Source organism: Aromatoleum diolicum (assembly GCF_012910955.1).
Taxonomy (GTDB): Bacteria; Pseudomonadota; Gammaproteobacteria; order Burkholderiales; family Rhodocyclaceae; genus Aromatoleum; species Aromatoleum diolicum.
This window is the reverse complement of the sequence record NZ_WTVQ01000016.1, coordinates 38,079-58,801: the sequence shown is the minus strand read 5'-3', so window position 1 is coordinate 58,801 and position 20,723 is coordinate 38,079. Positions and strand designations below refer to the sequence as shown.

General features: G+C 66.7%; 22 protein-coding genes. 9 read left to right on the top strand and 13 right to left on the bottom strand.

Annotation, left to right across the window (positions count from 1 at the left end):
- Positions 1 to 3: 3 nt before the first annotated feature.
- Positions 4 to 648, top strand: a complete 645-nt coding sequence (gene maiA, locus GPA25_RS11270; RefSeq protein ID WP_169260484.1) for a maleylacetoacetate isomerase — start codon at positions 4 to 6, stop codon at positions 646 to 648.
- Between the two features lie 122 nt (positions 649 to 770).
- Positions 771 to 1,955, top strand: coding sequence for a multidrug effflux MFS transporter (locus GPA25_RS11265; RefSeq protein ID WP_169260483.1), 1,185 nt, complete (start codon positions 771 to 773; stop codon positions 1,953 to 1,955).
- A gap of 22 nt (positions 1,956 to 1,977) precedes the next feature.
- Here GPA25_RS11265 and GPA25_RS11260 read toward each other — a convergent pair whose 3' ends face one another.
- The 3 genes from GPA25_RS11260 to GPA25_RS11250 form a co-directional block, all read right to left on the bottom strand.
- On the bottom strand, positions 1,978 to 3,366 hold the full coding sequence (locus GPA25_RS11260; protein WP_169260482.1) for a fused MFS/spermidine synthase: 1,389 nt from the start codon (positions 3,364 to 3,366) through the stop codon (positions 1,978 to 1,980).
- 133 nt (positions 3,367 to 3,499) lie between these two features.
- Positions 3,500 to 3,838: a DUF1840 domain-containing protein gene (locus GPA25_RS11255; RefSeq protein WP_169260481.1), complete on the bottom strand. Its 339-nt coding sequence runs from the start codon at positions 3,836 to 3,838 to the stop codon at positions 3,500 to 3,502.
- Between the two features lie 10 nt (positions 3,839 to 3,848).
- Complete coding sequence (locus GPA25_RS11250) at positions 3,849 to 4,406, bottom strand: hypoxanthine-guanine phosphoribosyltransferase (protein ID WP_169260480.1); 558 nt, start codon at positions 4,404 to 4,406, stop codon at positions 3,849 to 3,851.
- Between the two features lie 112 nt (positions 4,407 to 4,518).
- Here GPA25_RS11250 and upp point away from each other — a divergent pair, with 112 nt between their 5' ends.
- Complete coding sequence (upp, locus tag GPA25_RS11245) at positions 4,519 to 5,154, top strand: uracil phosphoribosyltransferase (RefSeq protein WP_169260479.1); 636 nt, start codon at positions 4,519 to 4,521, stop codon at positions 5,152 to 5,154.
- A gap of 62 nt (positions 5,155 to 5,216) precedes the next feature.
- A complete protein-coding gene (locus GPA25_RS11240) occupies positions 5,217 to 6,473 on the top strand; it encodes a uracil-xanthine permease family protein (protein WP_169260478.1) in 1,257 nt (418 codons plus the stop codon).
- On the opposite strand, the gene GPA25_RS11235 is transcribed toward GPA25_RS11240, so the two are convergent.
- The 4 genes from GPA25_RS11235 to GPA25_RS11220 all read right to left on the bottom strand — a co-directional run bounded on the left by GPA25_RS11235 (position 6,454) and on the right by GPA25_RS11220 (position 7,910).
- Positions 6,454 to 6,771, bottom strand: coding sequence for a YqjK-like family protein (locus tag GPA25_RS11235; protein WP_169260477.1), 318 nt, complete (start codon positions 6,769 to 6,771; stop codon positions 6,454 to 6,456). The two genes, GPA25_RS11240 and GPA25_RS11235, sit on opposite strands and share 20 nt — an antisense overlap.
- Entirely contained in the window at positions 6,768 to 7,151 is a 384-nt protein-coding gene (locus GPA25_RS11230) for a phage holin family protein (protein ID WP_169260476.1), read from the bottom strand. Before GPA25_RS11230 ends, GPA25_RS11235 begins: the two co-directional genes overlap by 4 nt.
- A 5-nt stretch (positions 7,152 to 7,156) precedes the next feature.
- On the bottom strand, positions 7,157 to 7,468 hold the full coding sequence (locus GPA25_RS11225; RefSeq protein WP_169260475.1) for an ElaB/YgaM/YqjD family protein: 312 nt from the start codon (positions 7,466 to 7,468) through the stop codon (positions 7,157 to 7,159).
- 229 nt (positions 7,469 to 7,697) lie between these two features.
- On the bottom strand, positions 7,698 to 7,910 hold the full coding sequence (locus GPA25_RS11220; RefSeq protein ID WP_169260474.1) for a hypothetical protein: 213 nt from the start codon (positions 7,908 to 7,910) through the stop codon (positions 7,698 to 7,700).
- Here GPA25_RS11220 and GPA25_RS11215 point away from each other — a divergent pair.
- Complete coding sequence (locus GPA25_RS11215) at positions 7,866 to 8,594, top strand: GlxA family transcriptional regulator (protein WP_169260473.1); 729 nt, start codon at positions 7,866 to 7,868, stop codon at positions 8,592 to 8,594. The genes GPA25_RS11220 and GPA25_RS11215 overlap by 45 nt on opposite strands.
- Positions 8,595 to 8,633: 39 nt before the next feature.
- On the opposite strand, the gene GPA25_RS11210 is transcribed toward GPA25_RS11215, so the two are convergent.
- Positions 8,634 to 9,416 carry an exodeoxyribonuclease III gene (locus GPA25_RS11210; protein WP_169260472.1) on the bottom strand — a complete coding sequence of 261 codons (783 nt, stop codon included), beginning with the start codon at positions 9,414 to 9,416 and terminating at the stop codon, positions 8,634 to 8,636.
- Between the two features lie 33 nt (positions 9,417 to 9,449).
- Between GPA25_RS11210 and pyrE the strand changes: the two genes are divergently transcribed.
- From pyrE to GPA25_RS11190, 4 genes are all read left to right on the top strand, one after another.
- The gene (gene pyrE, locus GPA25_RS11205; protein ID WP_169260471.1) at positions 9,450 to 10,097 is read left to right on the top strand and encodes an orotate phosphoribosyltransferase; all 648 of its coding nucleotides are present in this window, start codon (positions 9,450 to 9,452) and stop codon (positions 10,095 to 10,097) included.
- The gene (locus GPA25_RS11200; protein WP_169260470.1) at positions 10,075 to 10,713 is read left to right on the top strand and encodes a nucleotide exchange factor GrpE; all 639 of its coding nucleotides are present in this window, start codon (positions 10,075 to 10,077) and stop codon (positions 10,711 to 10,713) included. Before pyrE ends, GPA25_RS11200 begins: the two co-directional genes overlap by 23 nt.
- Positions 10,714 to 10,875: 162 nt before the next feature.
- Positions 10,876 to 12,951, top strand: a complete 2,076-nt coding sequence (locus GPA25_RS11195) for a molybdopterin-containing oxidoreductase family protein (protein ID WP_169260469.1) — start codon at positions 10,876 to 10,878, stop codon at positions 12,949 to 12,951.
- Between the two features lie 3 nt (positions 12,952 to 12,954).
- A complete protein-coding gene (locus tag GPA25_RS11190; protein ID WP_169260468.1) occupies positions 12,955 to 13,740 on the top strand; it encodes an NAD-dependent deacylase in 786 nt (261 codons plus the stop codon).
- A gap of 101 nt (positions 13,741 to 13,841) precedes the next feature.
- Here the strand turns inward: GPA25_RS11190 and GPA25_RS11185 are convergent, their stop codons facing one another.
- The 5 genes from GPA25_RS11185 to ttcA all read right to left on the bottom strand — a co-directional run bounded on the left by GPA25_RS11185 (position 13,842) and on the right by ttcA (position 20,723).
- Positions 13,842 to 17,744: a DUF3683 domain-containing protein gene (locus tag GPA25_RS11185; RefSeq protein WP_169260467.1), complete on the bottom strand. Its 3,903-nt coding sequence runs from the start codon at positions 17,742 to 17,744 to the stop codon at positions 13,842 to 13,844.
- Positions 17,745 to 17,909: 165 nt separating this feature from the next.
- Entirely contained in the window at positions 17,910 to 18,257 is a 348-nt protein-coding gene (locus GPA25_RS11180; RefSeq protein WP_169260466.1) for a RidA family protein, read from the bottom strand.
- A gap of 30 nt (positions 18,258 to 18,287) precedes the next feature.
- Positions 18,288 to 18,707 (bottom strand): YqaA family protein, encoded by a 420-nt coding sequence (locus GPA25_RS11175; protein WP_169260465.1) that lies wholly within the window; start codon positions 18,705 to 18,707, stop codon positions 18,288 to 18,290.
- Between the two features lie 86 nt (positions 18,708 to 18,793).
- Positions 18,794 to 19,648: an FHA domain-containing protein gene (locus tag GPA25_RS11170; protein ID WP_169260464.1), complete on the bottom strand. Its 855-nt coding sequence runs from the start codon at positions 19,646 to 19,648 to the stop codon at positions 18,794 to 18,796.
- A 106-nt stretch (positions 19,649 to 19,754) separates the two neighbouring features.
- Entirely contained in the window at positions 19,755 to 20,723 is a 969-nt protein-coding gene (gene ttcA / locus GPA25_RS11165) for a tRNA 2-thiocytidine(32) synthetase TtcA (protein WP_169260463.1), read from the bottom strand.

The window sequence follows — 20,723 nt, the reverse complement described above, 5'->3', positions numbered from 1 at the left end:
GCGATGAAGCTCTACACCTATTTCCGCAGCTCCGCTGCTTACCGCGTGCGCATCGCATTGAACCTGAAGGGCCTCGCGTACGACGCCGTGCCGGTGCACCTCCTGAAGGACGGTGGTCAGCAGCGCAAGCCGGAATACCTGGCGCTGAATCCGGCCGGCCTGGTGCCGGCGCTCGAAGTGGAGGGGCAGGTGCTGAGCCAGTCGCTGGCGATCATCGAATATCTCGACGAGACGCAACCGGCGCCGCCGCTGCTGCCGTCGGACCCGCTCGGGCGCGCGCGCGTGCGGGCGATCGCGCAGGCCATCGCGTGCGACATCCATCCGCTCAACAACCTGCGCGTGCTGCGCCACCTGAAGCGTGAGTTCGGCATCAGTGACGAACAGAAGGATGCGTGGTACCGGCACTGGTGCGAGCTCGGGCTCGCCGCGGTCGAAGCGATGCTGACGGGCGATGCACGCACCGCGCGCTTCTGCCACGGCGACGCGCCGGGTCTGGCGGACTGCTGTCTGGTGCCGCAGGTGTTCAACGCGCGTCGCGTGAACTGTCGCCTCGACGATCTGCCGACCGTGATGCGCATCGCCGAAGCGTGCGAAGCGCTGGAGGCGTTCCGTCTCGCGGCCCCCGCCCATCAACCCGATGCCGAATGATAGGGTTGAAGGGGAATGGTGTGGCATAAATCAATTTATTGTCAAGGGCATGGTCCTGGGAACGGGATTGAGGCGATACTAAGCGCGTCCTGAATGCGCCCGGCCGCCTCCACCCATCCCCGATGACTGCTCCCACCCTTGCCCTCGCTGTCCTCATTACCGCACTGGTCGCGCTCGGGCCGTTATCGACCGATTTCTACCTCCCGGCGCTGCCCGCGATTACCGCAGCGCTCGGCACCGACGTCGCCAACACGCAGCTCACGCTGTCGGTGTTTCTGATCGGCTTCGCCGTCGGCCAGCTCGCCTACGGTCCCCTGTCGGACCGCTACGGGCGGCGGCCGGTGCTGCTGTTCGGCATGGTGGTGTATGCACTGGCGTCGGTGGCGTGTGTGTTCGCCGCCTCGATCGAAACGCTGATCGCGGCGCGTTTTCTGCAGGCGCTGGGGGCCTGTGCGGGGCCGGTGCTGGGCCGCGCGATCGTGCGCGACGTGTATGGCCCGCACGATTCGGCGCGCATGCTGTCCTACATCGGCACCGCGATGGGGCTGGCGCCGCTGGTCGGGCCGGTGCTCGGAGGCTGGCTCACGGTGTGGTTCGGCTGGCGCGCGACCTTCGTGTTCCTCTCCGTGTACTCGGTGCTGCTGACCCTGACGGTGTGGCGCCGTCTCGACGAAACGAATCACCACCGCGACGCCACCGCGGCCCGCACCGGCAAGCTGCTGGGCAACTTCGCCACCTTGCTGCGCGACCGGCGCTACCGCGGCCTGCTGACGTGCAACGCGCTGGCCTACGCGGGCCTGTTCGCCTTCATTTCCGCGTCGCCCTTCGTCTTCATCGGCATGTTCGGCTTTACGCCGCAGGGCATGGGTCTGGCATTCGGCGTGATGGTGTCGGGCTACATGATCGGCGCCACGGCCTCGGGCAGGCTGTCGCGCCGCCTGGGCCCGGAGCGCCTGATACGCATCGGCACGGCGCTTGGCGCCGTCGCCGGAACGGCCATGCTGGGCCTGGCGCTCGCCGGCGTGCATCACCCGCTTGCGGTGATGATCCCGATGTGGTTCTCCGCCTGCGCGATCGGTCTCGTCATGCCCAATGCGGCCGCGCTCGGCATGGCGCCATATCCGCAGATGGCCGGCGCCGCGGCGTCGCTGATGGGATTTTCGCAAATGGGGCTGGCCGCACTCGCCGGTATCTTTGTCGGCCATACGCTGGCTGACACGGTCGTGCCGATGGCCTTGGTCATCGCGGTCGGCGCGCTTGCAAGCCTCGCCAGCTATTGGGCCTGGGTGCGCACCGGCGAGGCGTAACGCCTTGCGGCGGCAGTGACGTTTAGCGTGAGCGCAGGATGTCCAGATCGGCGCCGTTGCGCTCGTCGGTATACGAAACTGGCGCGGTTGGCGGCGGACCGGCGAAACACTGCACCAGCACATTGCTCTGCGGGCGGTCGCGGAACAGGATCTCGACCGCGCATTGGCCATACACCGACTGGATCGTCGCCAGCAGATTGCGCGCGTAGGGGCTGGCGAGGCGCGCGTCGAGGATCAGGTTGGCGAACAGCACGCCGTCCGCGGCAAGCACGCGGCGCGTGCCCTGCCAGAACTCCCGCGTCACCAGATGTGCGGGAATGCTGGTCAGCGCGCTGAAGGCATCGACAACGACGGCGTCGAAGCGCTCGTCGGTGTCGGCGACGAAGCGGCGCGCGTCCGCGGCGATGAAGCGCCCGCGCACCGGCGTGCCGAGGAATTCCCGCTCGGCGACCTCGCGCACCGCCGGGTCGATGTCGACGTAAACATAGTCGTTGAGCGGTTCGCGGTGCGACAGCGTGAAACCGCCGCCACCCAGCACCGCGATGCGCTTGTCGCGGAAACCCATCTCGTCGAGCAGCAGCGCACGCAGCCGCTCGATGTAGCGCGCATAGCGCGGCGGTTCGCCGGCGTCGATCAGCGAGGCGGCCGAGTTGTTGATGCGGAACACGCGCGCATCGCTCATGCCCGGAAGGGCGATCGGTGCGACGCGGTAGGTCGCATAGGCCGTTTCGATGTGCTGCGGCAGCAGCATATTGCATGCGATCGCCGCCGCCGCGACCACGCCCGGCAGCGGCAGGCTGCGCCAGATGGAAAGCGCGGACGGATCGCGCAGCACCGGCACCAGTGCCAGCAACGGCACCGCACAGGCGAGCACCGCGGCCGATACGCCGAGCCACTGCATCACCAGCAGCGACAGCGATAGCGAGCCGAGAAAGGAGCCCAGCGTCGACCAGTACAGTGCCGCACCGCTGCGTGCGCCGGCACGCTCGTGGCGCAGCAGGTTCGTCAGCACCGGAACAGTCTGGCCGAGCAACCAGGCGATCGGGCCGAGCACACCGACGATGAAGATCAGGTAGGCAACCAGCGCCGGCCGTATGTGGGCGAACAGCGCCTCGACGACCGGCCCGGCGAGCCCCACGGCGATCAGCGCGGCGGCGATTACGAAATTGATCCGCACGCGCGCCAGGAAATCCCGCTCCACGCGGCCGCCTGCCTGGTAGCCCAGCGCGAGCGCGAGCAGGAAGAAGCCGATCGTCGGCGCCGTGACCGTGATCGAACTGCCCAGATGCGGCACCAGGCGCCGCAGCGCGATCACTTCGGCGCCGAGCGAGGCAAAGCCCTCGACAAAGACCAGGCCGTAGAGCACGGCGGACGAAATGGAACCGGTGTTGGCGGCAGGGGCGGACTTCATGCGGTGGGGTTCCAGGTCGTTGCCGGGAAGCAAGCGGATTCACCCGCGTGCGCCGCCATCGGTGCACCCGCGGACGCCGGACAGCATCATCGCTGCGCTGCCTCGGCTGCCAGCGGGGAAGGGGTTGGCGTGTCTAGACGCCCCAGACGACCGGAACCCCTTCCTTCTGCGACAGTTCCAGCAAGTCCAGCAGCGGCCAGGCGCGCTGTGCGAGGCCGACCGGTGCGGCCATGCCGCTGCGCTCGGGATCGGGTTCTTCGTCCTCGTCCGCATCCTGCGGCTGTCGTGCCTGGCGTGCCTTGTCCTCGTCGATCGCGGCGCGCAGGCGTGCGATCGCTCCCGGTAACTGCTCGACGGTGACGATGCCCTTGGCGTCGTCGGGGTCCTTGCCGAGAATCGCGACGAGCTGCTTCGCCACGTCGCCGAACATGATGACGTCCGCACCGGCGGCCGATTTGAAGGTGAACAGCATGGTTTGCTCCTTAGAGTCCTTTGACCGCGTAGATGCCCGGCGCGTTGCGCCAGTAGCCCTTGTAATCCATGCCGCAGCCGAACAGGAAACGGTCGGCGACGTCGAGGCCGGTGAAGTCGGCACGCATGCCGGGGTAGGCCTTGCGATCGTGCAGCTTGTGCGTCAGCACCGCGGAGCGCACTTCCTTCGGTCCTTCGGCCTTCAGGTATTCGAGGATCGCCTGCAGCGTGTGGCCTTCATCGAGAATGTCGTCCAGCACCAGCACCGTGCGCCCGCGCAGGTCCTGCGTCGGCCGCATGCGCCAGTCGAGCTGGTTGCCCTTCAGGGCGTGGCCGTAGCGCGTCGCATGCAGATAGGCGACTTCCAGCGGAAACGGCAGGCGCGGCAGGATCTGGCCGGCGAGGATCAGCCCGCCGTTCATCACGACATACACCAGGGGGTTGCTGCCCGCCATCTGCGCGGTGATTTCCGCCGCCATGCGCTCCAGCGCGGCCGCGACGGTGGCGCCATCGGCAAGACAGTCGGCGTCCTCGCGGATACGGGTGATTTCATCCAGATCGACCGACATCCCGGGCCTCCTGCAGCATCGTGATTGTGGAAGATCCTAATTCTACCGGACTGCTTTGGTGCGCGCGCTTGCGGTTAAACTGGCGCGCAATTCCCGCGCCGAGAGTGCCCGCATGCCCATCAAACAAATCAATCATCCGCTGGTCCGGCACAAGATCGGCCTGATGCGCGAAGCCGACATCAGCACCAAGAAATTCCGCGAACTGACCGCCGAGCTCGCGCGGCTGCTGGCCTACGAGGCGAGCCAGGACTTCGAGCTGGAAACGGTGACGATAGACGGCTGGGCCGGGCCGGTCGCCGTGGAGCAGATCAAGGGCAAGAAAGTCACCGTGGTGCCGATCCTGCGCGCCGGCCTGGGGATGCTCGACGGCGTGCTCGACATGATCCCGAGCGCCAAGGTCAGCGTCGTCGGCATCGCGCGCAACGAAGAAACGCTGATGCCCGCGCCGTATTTCGAGAAGTTCGTCGGCAACCTTGCCGAGCGCATGGCGCTGATCATCGATCCGATGCTTGCCACGGGCGGCTCGATGGCGGCCACCGTCGACATGCTCAAACGCGCCGGCTGCCGCCACGTTCGCGCCCTGGTGCTGGTCGCCGCGCCCGAAGGCATACGCCTGATGGACGAAAAACACCCGGACGTCGACATCTACACCGCCAGCATCGACAGCCATCTCAACGAGCACGGCTACATCATGCCCGGGCTGGGCGACGCCGGCGACAAGATCTTCGGCACCAAGCACAACACCTGAACCCGGCCCCCGCGGGGCCTTGCCCGTTCCCGCCGCGTCGGCAGCGGGGCAGGAGAGCACGCATGCGCGAACTTCCCATCCAGACCGCCGATCCGCTGTGGCGGCAGGCCATCTCCGGCGCCCAGATCCTGTTCGTCGCATTCGGCGCACTCGTGCTGGTGCCGCTGCTCACCGGTCTCAATCCGAGCATGGCGCTCCTCGGTGCCGGGGTTGGCACGCTGTTGTTCCAGCTGACGACGCGCCGCGAGGTGCCCTTGTTCCTCGGCTCGAGCTTCGCCTTCATCGCGCCGATCGTCTTCAGCATGCAGACCTGGGGCCCGGCGGCGACGATGGGGGCGCTGATGTGCGTCAGCCTGGTGTATTTCCTGTTTTCCGCGCTGGTGTGGCACCACGGCGCCGGGATCGTGCATCGCTTCATGCCGCCCGTAGTCATCGGCCCGATCATCATGATCATCGGCCTGTCGCTCGCTTCGGTGGCGGTGAACATGGCGATGGGACGCAGTGGCGACGGCAAGCTCGAACTTGTGCCCTACCTCCCGGCGATGACCGTCGCCGCGGTGTCGTTCGGCACCACGGTGCTGGTCGCGATCGCCGCGCGCGGCTTTTTCAAGCTGGTGCCGATCCTCGCGGGTGTGGTGGTCGGTTACGGGCTCGCCGCGATGATGGGCATGGTCGATTTCGCAAAGATCGCCACCGCGCCGTGGCTGGCGCTGCCGTCCTTCGTTGCCCCGAGCTTCGAATGGGCCGCGATCCTGTTCATGCTGCCGGTGGCGCTGGCGCCGGCGATCGAGCATGTCGGCGACGTCGTCGCGATCGGCGGCGTGACCGGCAAGGACTACACCGAAAGCCCCGGCCTGCACCGCACGCTGGCGGGCGACGGGCTCGCCGTCGCTTTCGCGGGCCTCATCGGCGGGCCGCCGGTGACGACTTATTCCGAAGTCACCGGTGCGGTGACGCTCACGCGCAATTTCAATCCGGCGATCATGACCTGGGCCGCAGTGTTCGCGATCGTGATGGCCTTCTTCGGCAAGTTCAACGCGATCCTGCAGTCCATCCCGGTGCCGGTGATGGGCGGCATCATGATGCTGTTGTTCGGCTCGGTCGCGAGCATCGGTCTCAAGACGCTGATTGCCGCGCGCGTGGATATGGACCACCCGCGCAATCTGGTGATCGTCTCGTCGGTGCTGGTGTTCGGCATTGGCGGGCTCGCCCTCAACCTCGACGGTTTTTCCCTGCAGGGTGTGAGCCTGTGCGGCATTGCAGCGGTGCTGCTGAATTTCGTGCTGCCGAAGGAAAAAGCTAGGCCCCGAAACGCCTGAGCATGACCTTGAGCGGCGCGAACCGGCGTTCAAGGTTGCGATAGAGCACCCATCCCAGCCACGCCCGCTGCGCGAGCCGCAAGGCAAGGCGGGGCTTGAGCAGGATGAATAGCAGCGCACCCGCCGACAGCAGCGGCGCGTTGTCACGCAGACTGCGTATGCCATCGCGCGCGCGATCGACCAGATTCAGCACCGATTCAATGCGCCCCAGGCGTGCGAGCATGTCCGCACGCTCCTGCTCGGCGCGCATCTGCAGGCGCTGTTTCTTCAGCGCCAATTCGACGATTTTCGAGTTCATTCCCTGCGCTGCAAGGCGTCGCGGTCACGTGCGAGTTCGCCCAGGCTTCCGGCGAACAGGCGGCTGCCACGCTGAATCTCGCTGGCAGCGTTACGCGCGGTCACCAGCCCCCCGGCGAACAGCGCCACGGTGCCCAGACCCAGTGCAAACAGGCGGTGGCTGTCCCAGAACAGCACCGTCAGGAATACGGCCAGGAACACGATGCCGAAGCCCAGCAACACGGCGCTCAACACCGTGTTCAGGAGCAGGCTGGTGAGGCGCAGTTTTTCTTCCTGCGCCTCGACCGCGAGCAGTTCCAGCCGCGTCTGGGCGGTCGCCAGTCCGGCGTCGAGAAAGCCGCGCAGGCTGGCTGCCAGGCGCGGCTTCGGCGCGTCAGCCATCAGCTTCAGCGACGTCCGGCCAGCAGGCCGAGCAGGAAGGCGACGCCGGCAGCAGCGCCGACCGATTGCCACGGATTCTTGTGCACGTAGTCATCGGTGGCGTACGCGACCTTTTTGGTCTGCTCGACGACGGCCGATTCCATGTCGGCGATGCGATCCTTGGCCGTCAGCATGCGGTCACCAAGCCGTGAGCGCACTTCGGTAAGCTTTTCGCCGGCCTGGCCAGCGGTCAGTCTCAGCAGCTCCTCGGCGTCGCTCATCACCACCTTGAAATCGGAAACCAGCTTGTCACGGGAAACCTCAGCGTTATTGGACATTTTTCGATCCTCCTGCTCGTTAACATGACATGCGCGCGAACGCGCGGCTGAAAGAAAGGCTAGCCCCAATCCGGTGCGAACGCAAATGCTGAATGCAACTAATGTGACAAGTTGGGCGGTCACTGAAGATTTACGTCCGCACCTCCTTGGGAGCACCTCAAACGCAAGGGGTTCCGTCGCGGCGCGTGCGTCCTGCATGCGACGCGATTTCCTCGCCGCGGGTTCGCAATCAGGACGGAAGGCGCCCTTGCAGCCGGCGATTGATCGCGCTGCGCGTGGCTGCCGCCGAAACCGTGCGCGATCGGCGCAGCGTTTCGATCGCGTCATCGTAGCGACCGCGGTCGAGGTCGCGGAAGGCCTGCAGTAGCGGTGCGCCGATCGTCCGGCCGATTGCTGCATGATCGCCGATCGTCGCCGCATCGAGGTCTTGCTGCGCGACCATCCAATCCTCGGCGCCCGGCTGATGGCGCAGGCGGGGCTTCTCGACGGCGAGCCGGCAACGACGCACTGGGCGTTCTGCGATGCGCTCGCCGAACGATTTCCGCAGATTCGCGTGCAGTACCAGCGGTCGCTCGTCGTCGCGGGGGAGGGCCAGCGCCTGGTGATGGCAGGGGGCGGCACCTCGTGGCAGGATCTGGCGCTGTATCTGGTCGCGCGTTTTGCCGGCGTGGACGCCGCGATACAGCTGGCGCGCGTGAACCTGATCGACTGGCATCACGTCGGCCAGCAGCCCTTTGCGCGACTCGCCGCAAGCCGGCAGACCGACGACGCGTTGATCGCGCGCGCCCAGGTATGGGTCGCGACCCACTATCAGGAGCCGGCGCCGGTCGCGGCGATGGCACAGCTCACCGGCCTGTCCGAGCGCGCCTTCGTGCGCCGTTTCAAACAGGTCACCGGCATGTCGCCGCTTGCCTACGTGCACGCGGTGCGGATCGAGGAAGCGAAACAGATGCTCGAGGCAACCCGTCTGCCGGTCGAGGCGATCGCCGAGGAATTCGGCTACGAGGATGCGAGTTTCTTTTTGCGCCTGTTCAAGCGCGAGGTCCGGCTTACGCCGTCGCGCTATCGCAGGAAGTTCGGCGACCTGCGCGACGTGTTGCGCGAGGCGGCCGGCATGCGGGCCTGAGGCGGGCGCCCGCAGCGTTGGTCGGCGCCGGTTGCGGTCTCAGTGCGCCCAGTCGTAATCGACGATCAGCGGCGCGTGGTCGGAAAAGCGCTGATCCTTGTAGATGCTGGCCTCGCGGGCCGCTTGTGCGACGCCCGGTGTCGCGAGCTGGTAATCCAGCCGCCAGCCGACGTTCTTCGCCCACGCCTGGCCGCGGTTCGACCACCACGTGTAGCAGGCGTCCGTGGTGTCCGGGTGGAGCCGGCGATACACGTCCACCCAGCCCTGCTCGTCGAACAGGCGGCTGATCCATGCGCGCTCCTCGGGCAGGAAACCGGAGTTCTTCTGGTTGGATTTCCAGTTCTTCAGGTCGATTTCCTTGTGCGCAATATTCCAGTCACCGCACACGATCACTTCTCGGCCGCATGCATGCAGGGCCGCGAGATGCGGCAGGAAGCGTTCCATGAAGCTGAACTTCACCTGCTGACGCTCCTCCGAGCTGGAGCCCGAGGGCAGGTAGAGCGAGATCACCGAGAGCTTCCCGAAATCCAGCTGCAGGAAACGGCCCTCGGCGTCGATGTCGGCGATGCCAAGGCCCTCGACGACGCGGTCCGGTGTGCGCCGCGTGTACAGCCCGACGCCGCTGTAGCCCTTCTTCTCGGCATGGTGGAAATAGCCTGCAAGACCGGCCGGCGCGCGCATCGCGTCGCTCAGGTCGCCGGCCTGGGCCTTGAGTTCCTGCAGGCAGATGACATCGGCGTGCTGGGTGTCGAGCCACTCGAGCAGGCCCTTGTTGACCGCCGAGCGGATGCCGTTGAGGTTGATGGTGATGACGCGTAACATTCTGCCGGGTAACCCAAAATTGGAAACAGGGACGTGGATTTTAGCCGGGATTTCATTGCATTGGCCTGTAACAAGGGCGTGCTGCGCTTTGGATCGTTCGTGACCAAGGCCGGCCGAAATTCGCCGTATTTCTTCAACGCCGGCCTGTTTGACGACGGCGCCTCGTTCCGCGAACTGTGCGGTTTCTACGCGCGTGCGATCGTCGCCGCGGGCGTGCCCTGCGACATGCTGTTCGGCCCCGCCTACAAGGGCATTCCGCTGGTCGCGGGCGTTGCGATCCGGCTGGCCGAGCAGGGGGTGAATCTGCCCTTCGCCTTCAATCGCAAGGAAGCCAAGGACCACGGCGAAGGCGGCACGCTGGTCGGGGCGCCGCTCACGGGGCGCGTGCTGATCCTCGATGACGTGATTTCCGCCGGTACCTCGGTGCGCGAATCGGTCGACATTATCCGTGCTGCCGGCGCGCAGCCGGCCGGTGTGGTGATCGCGCTCGACCGCATGGAGCGCGGCAAGGGCACGCAGTCGGCAGTGCAGGAAGTGCGCGACACCTTCGCCATGCCGGTGCTTGCGGTGGCGACGCTCGACGATTTGATCGGCTACCTGGGCGACAGCCCGCAACTGGCGGCGAATCTGGATGCAGTGCAGGCATATCGGGACACTTATGGCATCGCGACGCAGCATTGAGCTCTTGTGTGTGGTGGCGCTGAGTCTGCCGCTGGCGGACGCGTCGGCCCGGATCTATTGCTGCGACGACGCCAATGGTCGACGCGTGTGCGGCGACGTGCTGCCTGCGGCATGCTACGAAAGCGCCTATCGGGAGATGGGACCGCAGGGCACGATCAAGCGTCAGATCGCCGCGCCGCTGAGCGCCGAGGAAATCGCGCGCCGCAAGGCCGACGAGCAGCGGCGCAAGGACGAAGAGGTGCAGCAAGTGAAGCAGCGCCGTCTCGACCAGGCGTTGCTCGAGACGTATGGCAGTGTCGAGGACATCGACCGTCGCCGCGACCGCGAAATTGCCGAGATCGAACGCAGCCTTGCGGAAGCCCGCGAGCGCGAGGCGGAGTTGCGGACCAAGCGCAAGCGCCTCGAACAGGACGCCGAGTTCTACAAGGGACGTCAGATCCCGCGCGAGCTGAGCACCAGCTTGCGCGCGATCGACAGCGAGCTGGCGACGTTCGGGACGATATTCGAGACCAAGGCGCGGGACATCGAAGCGGCGCGCGCGCGTTTCGCCGCCGACCGGGCGCGTTACGCAGAGTTGATCAGGGCGGGGGCGAACACGGGGCGTGCGCCGCGCTGATGCGGGGTGCCGGCCGGCTCGGCTCCTGGATGCGGATGCGGATGCCGTGACGCGACGATAGGTGCGGCGGTGGATCACTGTGCCGGTCCGGTCGCCTGCCGCCGGGCAGCTGATGCGGGGCCGACATGCGGGCGTCGGATGCGTTGAATTTCGGGAATCGACATGAACTCTCCTGCCAGCAAGGTCGTACGCGCGGCCTGTCCACACGATTGTCCCGACACCTGCGCGATGGAAGTCACGGTCGAGAACGGTCGCGCGGTGAAGATCCGCGGCGCCGACGAGCTGCCGTTCACGAACGGCGCCCTGTGCACGAAGGTCGCGTACTACCTCGAGCGCGTGTATTCGGACCAACGCCTGCTGCATCCGCTGAAGCGCGTCGGCAGGAAGGGCGAGGGACGTTTCGAGCGCATCACATGGGACGAGGCGCTCGATACCATCGCTGCTAAGTTCCAGGCGATCGCCGCCGACGATCCGCGCGCGATCCTGCCCTACAGCTACGGTGGCACGCTCGGGCTGGTGCAGGGCAGCAGCATGGATTTCCGCTTCTTCCATCGCCTCGGCGCCTCGCTGCTCGACCGCACGATCTGCGCGGCAGCGGGGGCGGCGGGCTGGAAGGCGAGCATCGGCGCGTCGGTCGGCATGGACCCGGAAGCGATCGTCGATGCCAAGCTGATCCTGATCTGGGGCGGCAACCCGGTGGTGTCGAACCTGCACGGCTGGCGCTACATCCAGGAGGCCAAGCGGCGCGGCGCGAAGCTGGTGTGCATCGATCCGTGGCGCACGCAGACGGCGGAAAAGTGCACCATGCATCTCGCGCCCTGGCCGGGCACCGACGGCGCGCTGGCGCTGGCGCTGATGCAGGTGCTGATCGCCGACGATCTGCTTGACCACGACTACATCGCTGCGCATACGCTCGGTTTCGATGCGCTCGCCGAGCGGGTCAGGGACTGCACGCCGGAATGGGCGGCGCCGCTGACGGGCCTCGCCGCCGAAACGATCCGGGGCCTCGCGCGCGAGTATGGCAGCGTGAAGCCGGCCGCGATCCGCCTGAACTATGGACTCAACCGTTGTGCCGGTGGCGGCATGGCGGTGCGCAACATCGCCTGCCTGCCGGCGCTCACCGGCGCATGGCGTCATCCGGCGGGCGGCGCCCTGTTGTCGACGTCCGGCAACTTCCCGCTCGACCAGCAGGCGCTGGAGCGGCCGGATCTGTATACCGACGCCCACGCCCGCCCGACGCGCACGATCAACATGTCGACGATCGGCGAGGCGCTGCTGGCGGCCAAGGAGCCGCCGATCCGCGCGATCTACGTGTACAACTCCAACCCGGTGGCGGTCGCGCCCGATGGCGGGCGCGTGCGCGAGGGTTTCGCGCGCGAGGACCTGTTCTGCGTCGTGCACGAACTCTTCCAGACCGATACCGCCGACTACGCCGACATCGTGCTGCCGGCGACGAGCCAGCTCGAACATCGCGACGTGCACAAGTCCTATGGCCACTTCTACGCCGTGACCAACCAGCCGGCGATTGCGCCGCTGGGCGAGGCCAAGCCGAATACCGAGGTGTTCCGCCTGCTCGCCGCGCGTCTGGGGTTCACCGAGGCGGCGCTGTTCGAGTCCGATGACGAGATCGCCGCAGCCGCCTTCAAGCGACGCGACAATCGCGCGCTCGGGTTGGACCCCGCGACGCTCGCCGCGCGCGGCTGGGCACGCCTGAACCTGCCGCGGCCCTTCGCGCCCTTCGCCAAGGGGGAATTCCTGACGCCGTCGGGCAAGTGCGAATTCTTTTCCGCCAGCCTCGCCCAGCAGGGGCTCGATCCGCTGCCCGCGTGGGTGCCGCCGCACGAGTCGCCGGTCAGCAATCCGGCGCTCGCCGCGCGTTATCCGCTGGCGATGATCTCGCCGCCGGCGCGCAACTTCCTCAATACCAGCTTCGCCAACATGCCGCGTTTCCTGCAACAGGAGGGCAGCCCGAAGCTCGAGATCCATCCGGACGACGCCGCGCGACGCGGCATTGCCGCTGGTGAGCGCGTGCGCATCTTCAATGACCGCGGCGCCTTCCACGCGCAGGCGGTGATCACGGAGCGCGTGCGCTGCGGCCTCGTCGTGTGTCCGTCGATCTGGTGGCGCAAGCTCTCGGGCGATGGTGAAAATGCCAATGCGGTAACCTCGGCGGCGCTGACCGACATCGGCGGAGGGCCGACGTTTTATGATTGCCTTGTCGAAGTGGCCAAGGCGTGACCCATGACCGAAACTGAAACGCTTGATCGCGTGGCGCGGCTGATCGGCGAATCCGAGCGCATCCTGTTCATCACCGGCGCCGGCATTTCGGCCGACTCCGGGCTGCCGACCTACCGCGGCATCGGCGGGCTGTATCACGAACGCCTGACCGAGGACGGTCTGACCATCGAAGAGGCGCTGTCGGGCGAGATGATGCGCGTGCGTCCCGACATTGCGTGGAAATACATCGCCGAGATCGAGGCGAACTGCCGCGGCGCGCAGCCGAACATCGCGCACCGCATCATCGCCGCGCTGGAACACGAATGCCCCGGCGTGTGGGTGCTGACGCAGAACGTCGATGGTCTGCACCGCGACGCCGGCTCGCGCAATCTGATCGAGATCCACGGCACCGTGCACCGCCTGCGCTGCATGGAATGCCGGCATGGGCGGTCCGTGCATGACTATTCGGGGTTGCGGATTCCGCCTGACTGCCCCGTGTGTGGCGGGGTGTTGCGGCCGGACGTCGTGCTGTTCGGCGAGATGCTGCCGGAAACCGGCTTGCGCCGGCTGGAGGCGCTGCTCGCGGACGGCGTCGACCTTGTCGTGTCGATCGGCACGACAAGCGTGTTCCCTTATATCTCCGGGCCGGTGTGGTGGGCCAATCAGGTCGGCGTGCCGAGCGTCGAGATCAATCCGGGCGATACCGAGGTGAGCCCGCTGGTGACCTACCACCTGCGCCTGCGTGCGGCCGAGGCCATGCCGGAGCTGTGGCGGCGGCTGCACCGGGAACGGCCGCTGGAGGACCGATGAAACTCGGCGTCAGCGCGGACCCGGCCCGCGCGCATGGCGAGTGAAGCGCTCGTAATGGTGACCGCCGGACCGCCTGCACGAGGCGAACCGGCGGCAAGGTCTTACAGCAGCACCCGCTCGATGCCGCCGCTGTTGGCACGCTGCACGTACTCCGGCATCCAGTTCTCGCCCAGCAGGTGCTTGGCGATCTCGACAACGATGTAGTCGGCTTCGACGCCGCCCGCGTCGTTTGCGTAGCGCGACAGGCCCTGCAGGCAGGACGGGCAGGAGGTCAGGATCTTGATCGGGTCGGCGGGGTTTTCGCGCAGTGCCGCGGCACCTTTCTCGATCTCCTCCTGCTTGCGGAAGCGCACCTGCGTCGAGACGTCCGGGCGTGCGACCGCGAGCGTGCCCGACTCGCCGCAGCAGCGGTCGCTCAGATCGACACGCGTGCCCATCAGCTGGTTCGCCACCTTGATGCCCGAATGCACCTTCATCGGCGTATGGCAGGGCTCGTGGTACATGTACTTGGTACCGGTGATGCCTTCCAGCGCGATGCCCTTTTCCATCAGGTATTCATGGATGTCAAGCAGCCGGCAGCCGGGGAAGATCTTGTCGAACTGGTACTTCAAGAGCTGATCCATGCAGGTGCCGCAGGACACGATCACCGTCTTGATGTCGAGATAGTTCAGCGTGTTGGCGACGCGGTGGAACAGCACGCGGTTGTCGGTGGTGATCTGCTGGCCCTTGTCCTCCTCGCCGGCGGCGGTCTGCGGGTAGCCGCAGCACAGATAGCCGGGCGGCAGCACCGTGGTCGTGCCCACCTGATACAGCATCGCCTGCGTGGCGAGGCCGACCTGGCTGAACAGGCGCTCCGAGCCGCAGCCGGGGAAGTAGAACACGGCTTCGGACTCGTCGCGCTTGATCTGCGGGTTGCGGATCACCGGGATGACGGTGTCGTCCTCGATGTCGAGCAGCGCGCGGCTGGTGCGCTTGGGCAGGTTGCCCGGCATCGGCTTGTTGATGAAGTGGATCACCTGCGCGCGCAGCGGCGGCTTGCCGAGCGTCGCCGGTGGCGCATTCACCTGCGACTGGATCAGGCCGAGCGATTTGCCGACCTTGTGCGCGAGGCGCTGCGCCTTGTAGCCCCACTCGATCATGCCAGTGCGGATCAGCTTGATCGTCGCCGGATCCTTCGCGGTGAGGAAGGCCATCGCCGCGGCCTTGCCGGGGTTGAAGCTCTTCTTGCCCTGCTTCCGCAGCAGGTTGCGCATCTTGATCGACACGTCGCCGAAGTCGATGTCGACCGGGCACGGCTTCTCGCACTTGTGGCACACCGTGCAGTGGTCGGCGACGTCCTCGAACTCCGCCCAGTGCGCGAGCGACACGCCGCGCCGTGTCTGCTCCTCGTACAGCATCGCCTCGATCAGCAGCGAGGTGCTGAGGATCTTGTTGCGCGGGCTGTACAGCAGGTTCGCGCGCGGCACGTGCGTCGAGCACACCGGCTTGCACTTGCCGCAACGCAGGCAGTCCTTGATGTCGTGCGCGATGTCGCCGATCTCGGTCTGCTCCATGATCAGCGACTCGTGGCCCATCAGGTTGAAGCTGGGCGTGTAGGCATTGTCGAGGTTGCCGGTGAGCGTGCCGGCGCCGCGCATCAGCTTGCCGCGGTTGAAGCGGCCTTCGGGGTCGACCTTCTGCTTGTACGCCCAGAAGTTCGCCATCTCGGCATCGGTCAGGTAGTCGAGCTTGGTAATGCCGATCCCGTGTTCGCCGGAGATCACGCCGTCGAGCGAGCGCGCCAGCGCCATGATGCGGTCGACCGCCCGGTTGGCGGTCTGCAGCATCTCGTAGTGGTCGGAGTTCACCGGGATGTTGGTATGCACGTTGCCATCGCCGGCGTGCATGTGCAGCGCGACGAAGACGCGCCCGCGCAGCACTTCCTTGTGCACTTCCTCGATGCGCGCGACGACCGGACGGAATACGGCACCGTCGAAGATCTTGTCGAGACGCGGCTTGAGCTCGGTCTTCCACGAGGTCCGCACGGAGTAGTCCTGCAGGCGGTGGAACAGCACCGGATCCGCGGCGCGATTGGTCAGTGCCCCTGCGTGGATGCCGTAGTCGGCAAATTGCGCGTCCGCCGCGGCCAGGGGCAGGTCGAGGTTGTCGAGCAGCCACTGCCAGCGCCGGCGCACGCTCGCGATATAGTCGATCGCGGCCTGGCGACGGTCGCCGATCAGCTCGTCGCTGGCGAGGTTCGCGTCGCCCTGATCGAGCGGCAGCTCGCCCCGCAGCATGTCGGTGAGCGCATCGCACAGCTCCAGCTTGTTGCGCGTGGAGAGCTCGATGTTGATGCGCTCGATGCCGTCGCAGTAGTCGCCCATGCGCGGCAGCGGGATCACCACGTCTTCGTTCACCTTGAACGCGTTGGTGTGGCGCGAGATCGCCGCGGTGCGCGAGCGGTCGAGCCAGAAGCGCTTCCGCTGCTCGGGGCTCACCGCGATGAAGCCTTCGGCGCCGCGCACATTGCACATGCGCACCACTTCCGACGTGGCCGTCATCACGGCGGCCTCGTCGTGGCCGACGATGTCACCGACCAGCACCATCTTTGGCCGGCCGTGGCGCTTGGCCTTGGTGGTGTAGCCGACCGCGTTGACGTAGCGTTCGTCGAGGTGTTCGAGGCCCGCGAGTTGCACGCCGAGCCGGTGGCCTTCGCCGCCGGGTTTGAAGTAGTCGGTGATCTCGACGATCGCCGGCACCGCCTCGCGCACCTGGCCGAAGAACTCCAGGCACACCGTGCGCGTCACGGGCGGCATCTTGTGCAGCACCCAGCGCGCGGCGACGATCAGGCCGTCGGTGCCTTCCTTCTGCACGCCCGGTACGCCGCCGAGGAACTTGTCGGTGACGTCCTTGCCGAGGCCGACCTTGCGGCACGACGCGCCCGCCAGCGTGAGGACTTCCTCGGACAGCTGCTTCTTGCCGGCCGCATCGAAGCGGCGCAGGCGGAAATGCACGCGTTCCTGCTCGTGGATCTTGCCGAAATTGTGGTCGAGGCGTTCGACTTCCAGCCAGTTGCCGTCCGGCGTGACCATCTTCCACCACGCCAGATTGTCGAGCGCGGTGCCCCACAGCACGGCCTTCTTGCCGCCCGCGTTCATCGCGATGTTGCCGCCGATGCACGAGGCGCTCGCCGAGGTCGGGTCGACCGCGAACACCCGGCCGGCGGTGGAAGCGGCCTCGGATACGCGTTCGGTGACGACGCCCGCACCGGTGCGGATCGTCGCGTAGGGCGTCGTCGGCTTGCCGTCGAGGCCGGGTAGCAGGGTTTCCTCGACCGGGCCGATATCGATCAGCTTTTCGGTATTGATCACCACCGACTTCGCATCGAGCGGCACGGCGCCGCCGGTGTAGCCGGTGCCGCCGCCGCGCGGGATGATCGTCAGACCGAGCTCGATGCAGCTGCGCACCAGCGGCGCCATTTCCGCTTCGGTGTCCGGGTACAGCACCACGAAGGGGTACTCGACGCGCCAGTCGGTCGCGTCGGTGACATGCGACACCCGCGCGTGACCGTCGAAGCAGATGTTGTCGCGCTTGGTATGGCGGGCGAGCGCCTTCAGCGTCTTCTTGCGCAGCGCCTCGGTATCGGTGAACAGGCGGGCAAAGCGATCCACCGCCCCATGCGCGGCTTCGACCAGGCGGGCGACCTTGTCGCTGCGTTCCGGGTCCTGCGGGGCACTTTCCTCGCGACGTTTTTCGACTTCGCGCAAACGGTGGCGCAGCGCCTCGATCAGCGCCTTGCGCCGCTCCGGATTCTCGAGCAGATCGTCCTGCAGGTAGGGGTTGCGCTGCACCACCCAGATGTCGCCGAGCACCTCGTAGAGCATGCGCGCCGAGCGCCCGGTGACTCGTTCCTCGCGCAAGGCATTGAGCGCTTGCCACGCATCGGCGCCGAGCAGGCGGATGACGATCTCGCGGTCGGAGAACGAGGTGTAGTTGTAAGGGATCTCGCGCAGGCGTTGAGTCATGAAATGTTCCGGTACCGGGACGGCGGGAAGCCCCAAATTGTAGCTTACCGCAGTGCAATAGAAGGGCGCTTTAAGCCCATGTGCGGGGTAGGGGATTGATTTTGCAGCGTGTTGTACTGCGTGAGGAGTCAGACAGGGGCGCGTCGGGAAGATTCAGATACGGACTCAAACTGCCGCCATCACGGCAATTTCGATCCGCCATCCCGCGCGCGCCAGTCCGGCGACCTGCACGCAGGCGCGCGACGGCGCGCTGCCGGCGGGTAGCCACGCTTCCCACGCCGCGTTCATCGCGTCGTAATCGGCCAGGTCGGTGAGGTAGATTGTCGCCATCACCAGCCGCTCGCGGCTGCTGCCGGCGCGTGCGAGAAGCCCGTCGAGGCTGTCGAGGATCTCGCGTGTCTGGGTGGTGGCGTCGGCGCCTTCGGTGGCGGGGACTTCGACGATCCACGCGGTGCCGTTGTGCACGACGATGTCGGAATAGCGGGCGGTGGTGCCGTGGCGTTGGATGCTCATGGTATCGGTGCGGTAGGAAGAGTCAGGCCGTCAGGTGACGGAATAGGCGATCAGCGCATAGCGTAGCAGCTTGCCGACCGCCATCCATAGCAGGCACGGTAGCCAGGGCAGGCGCAGCCAGCCGGCGGCGGCGCATAGCGCATCGCCGATGACCGGTGCCCACGACAGCAGCAGGATCGGCGCACCGTGATGGCGTACCCGCTCGAGCCGGCTCGTGTCGGCCTTCTGCGGCAGCAGCCGGGCGAGCGCCCAGGTACTCATGCCGCCGAGGGTGTTGCCGACGGTCGCGAGCGTGAGCGCAGCGACAAGTTGCTCCGGGCGCAGCGTCAGCACGCCGGCGAGGACGATCTCGGAGCCGCCGGGCAACAGCGTCGCGGAGAGAAAGCTCGACGCGAACAGCGCGGCAAGACCGGCGTCGGGGCCGGGGTCGATCAGGGACAGGAAACTCATCGGAAGTGGGTTGGGCCGCGACGGCCCCGCGGGCGCGGCGTCTCGAAGGGGCGGTGTTGCGGGCGCCGGTAGAATGCGGACCCGGCCTATAGAATCTCGAAGAACACCAGGTCGCGCTCGATCTCGTTGGCGGAAAAGCCGCAGCCGATGCGTCCGGCGCCCGCCAGCGGGACTTCGCCCGCCTTGATGCAGCGCTCGGTGCTGCCATCTTCGGCGAGAAAGGTGCCGTTGGTGCTCTGGTCGATCAGGACGAAGCCCTCGCGGCGGCGTTCGATGCGGGCGTGCTGGCGCGACGCACGCGGGTCGTGGATGACCACGTCGTTACCCAATTCGCGCCCGAACAGCAGCACCGGACGGGTTTCCTCGACGAACAGGATGTCCTGCTGATGGCGGATGCGCAGACGCGGGGAAATTCGTGTGGTGACCGGAATCGATGCGATCGCACCGGGTTGGCGGCCGACCGCATAGGCGGGCCATCCCAGTCCGGCGAGAGCGGGGTTGCGCGATGGCGCCGCGCCCGCAAACTGCCGCGTACCGGGAGACAGCTCACTCAGTACGGCCGCGCTCGCCAGCGCATGGCCGGGCTTGGCCGCCTCGGCAAGGCACGTCGCGATGTGTTCGCCATCACCGGACTCGGCCGCGCCGTAATGCAGGCCGACGCGAATCGCCATGCGCAGGCCGCGTAGCGGTGGCAAGCTCTGCACGCGCTCGAGCATTTCGCAGGCGGCGAGGATGGCCCCGTCGCTGCGTTCGAACAGCGCGCAGATGCGCGCCGGGCCACGCCGCAGCGCAGTTCCCGCGTTGGCTTCGATCGCGCGGTCCATGCGGTGCATGCAGCGTTCGATGGCGTGGCTGGCCTCGTCGGCGTCAAGCGCATCGGCAAGACGGTCCGCGCCGGGTACTTCGGCAACGAGAACGCAGACCTTGTTCGGCTGGGCCATGAACGGGTTCCGGGGGCAGATGCAGGTCGGTTGCGGGGGGAGGCTTGCAGACAGCGTGACGATGATCGTCAAATGCGCCGGACGATGCAAGCCGGATTTCGGGCGCTCAATCCTCGTCCGTTAAATCGCTCACGATGCGGATCGTCGTCGTGCCGCTCGGCAGTTCAGGGCGGTCGAATGCGATATCGCCTTCGGCGACGGCGGTGTCGCGCGTCAGACCCTTGAAGTCGAACAGCGAGGCGTCGGCGAGGTGCGAGGGCACGACCTGGCTGAGCGCGGTCGCGATCGACTCGATGCGGCCGGGATGTTCGCGCGCCCAGCCCTGCAGCATTGTCTTGATGTGCTTGCGCTGCGCATTCTCCTGCGAGCCGCACAGATTGCACGGGATGATCGGGAACGCCATCGTGCGGGCAAAGCGCGCGATCTCGGCCTCGGTGCAGTAAGCGAGCGGCCTGATCACGACGTGCTCGCCATTGTCGCTGACGAGCTTGGGCGGCATCGCCTTGATCTTGCCGCCGAAGAACATGTTCAGGAACAGCGTTTCCAGCATGTCGTCGCGGTGATGCCCGAGCGCGATGCGCGTCGCACCGATCTCGCGCGCGACGCGGTAGATGATGCCGCGGCGCAGACGCGAGCACAGCGAGCAGGTGGTCTTGCCCTCGGGGATCTTGTCCTTGACGATCGAATAAGTGTCTTCGGTGACGATGCGGTACTCGACGCCAATCGACTCGAAATACGCCGGCAGCACGTCGGCGGGAAAGCCCGGCTGCTTCTGGTCGAGGTTCATCGCGACGATGCGGAAATTCACCGGCGCACGCTCGCGCAGCGCCAGCAGGCAGGACAGCAGCGTGTACGAATCCTTGCCGCCGGACACGCACACCATCACCGTGTCGCCTTCGCCGATCATGTTGAAATCGGCAATCGCCTTGCCGACCCCGCGCTCGAGCTTCTTCTTCAGCCGCAGGAAAGTATTGGAAAAGCGGCTGTCACCCGCCTCGGGGCGGGGCGCCTCGACGAGGGGCTGCGCATCGGCGGGCGGGAGGGCTGCCTCGGCGGCAGCGAAAGGGGCATTCAC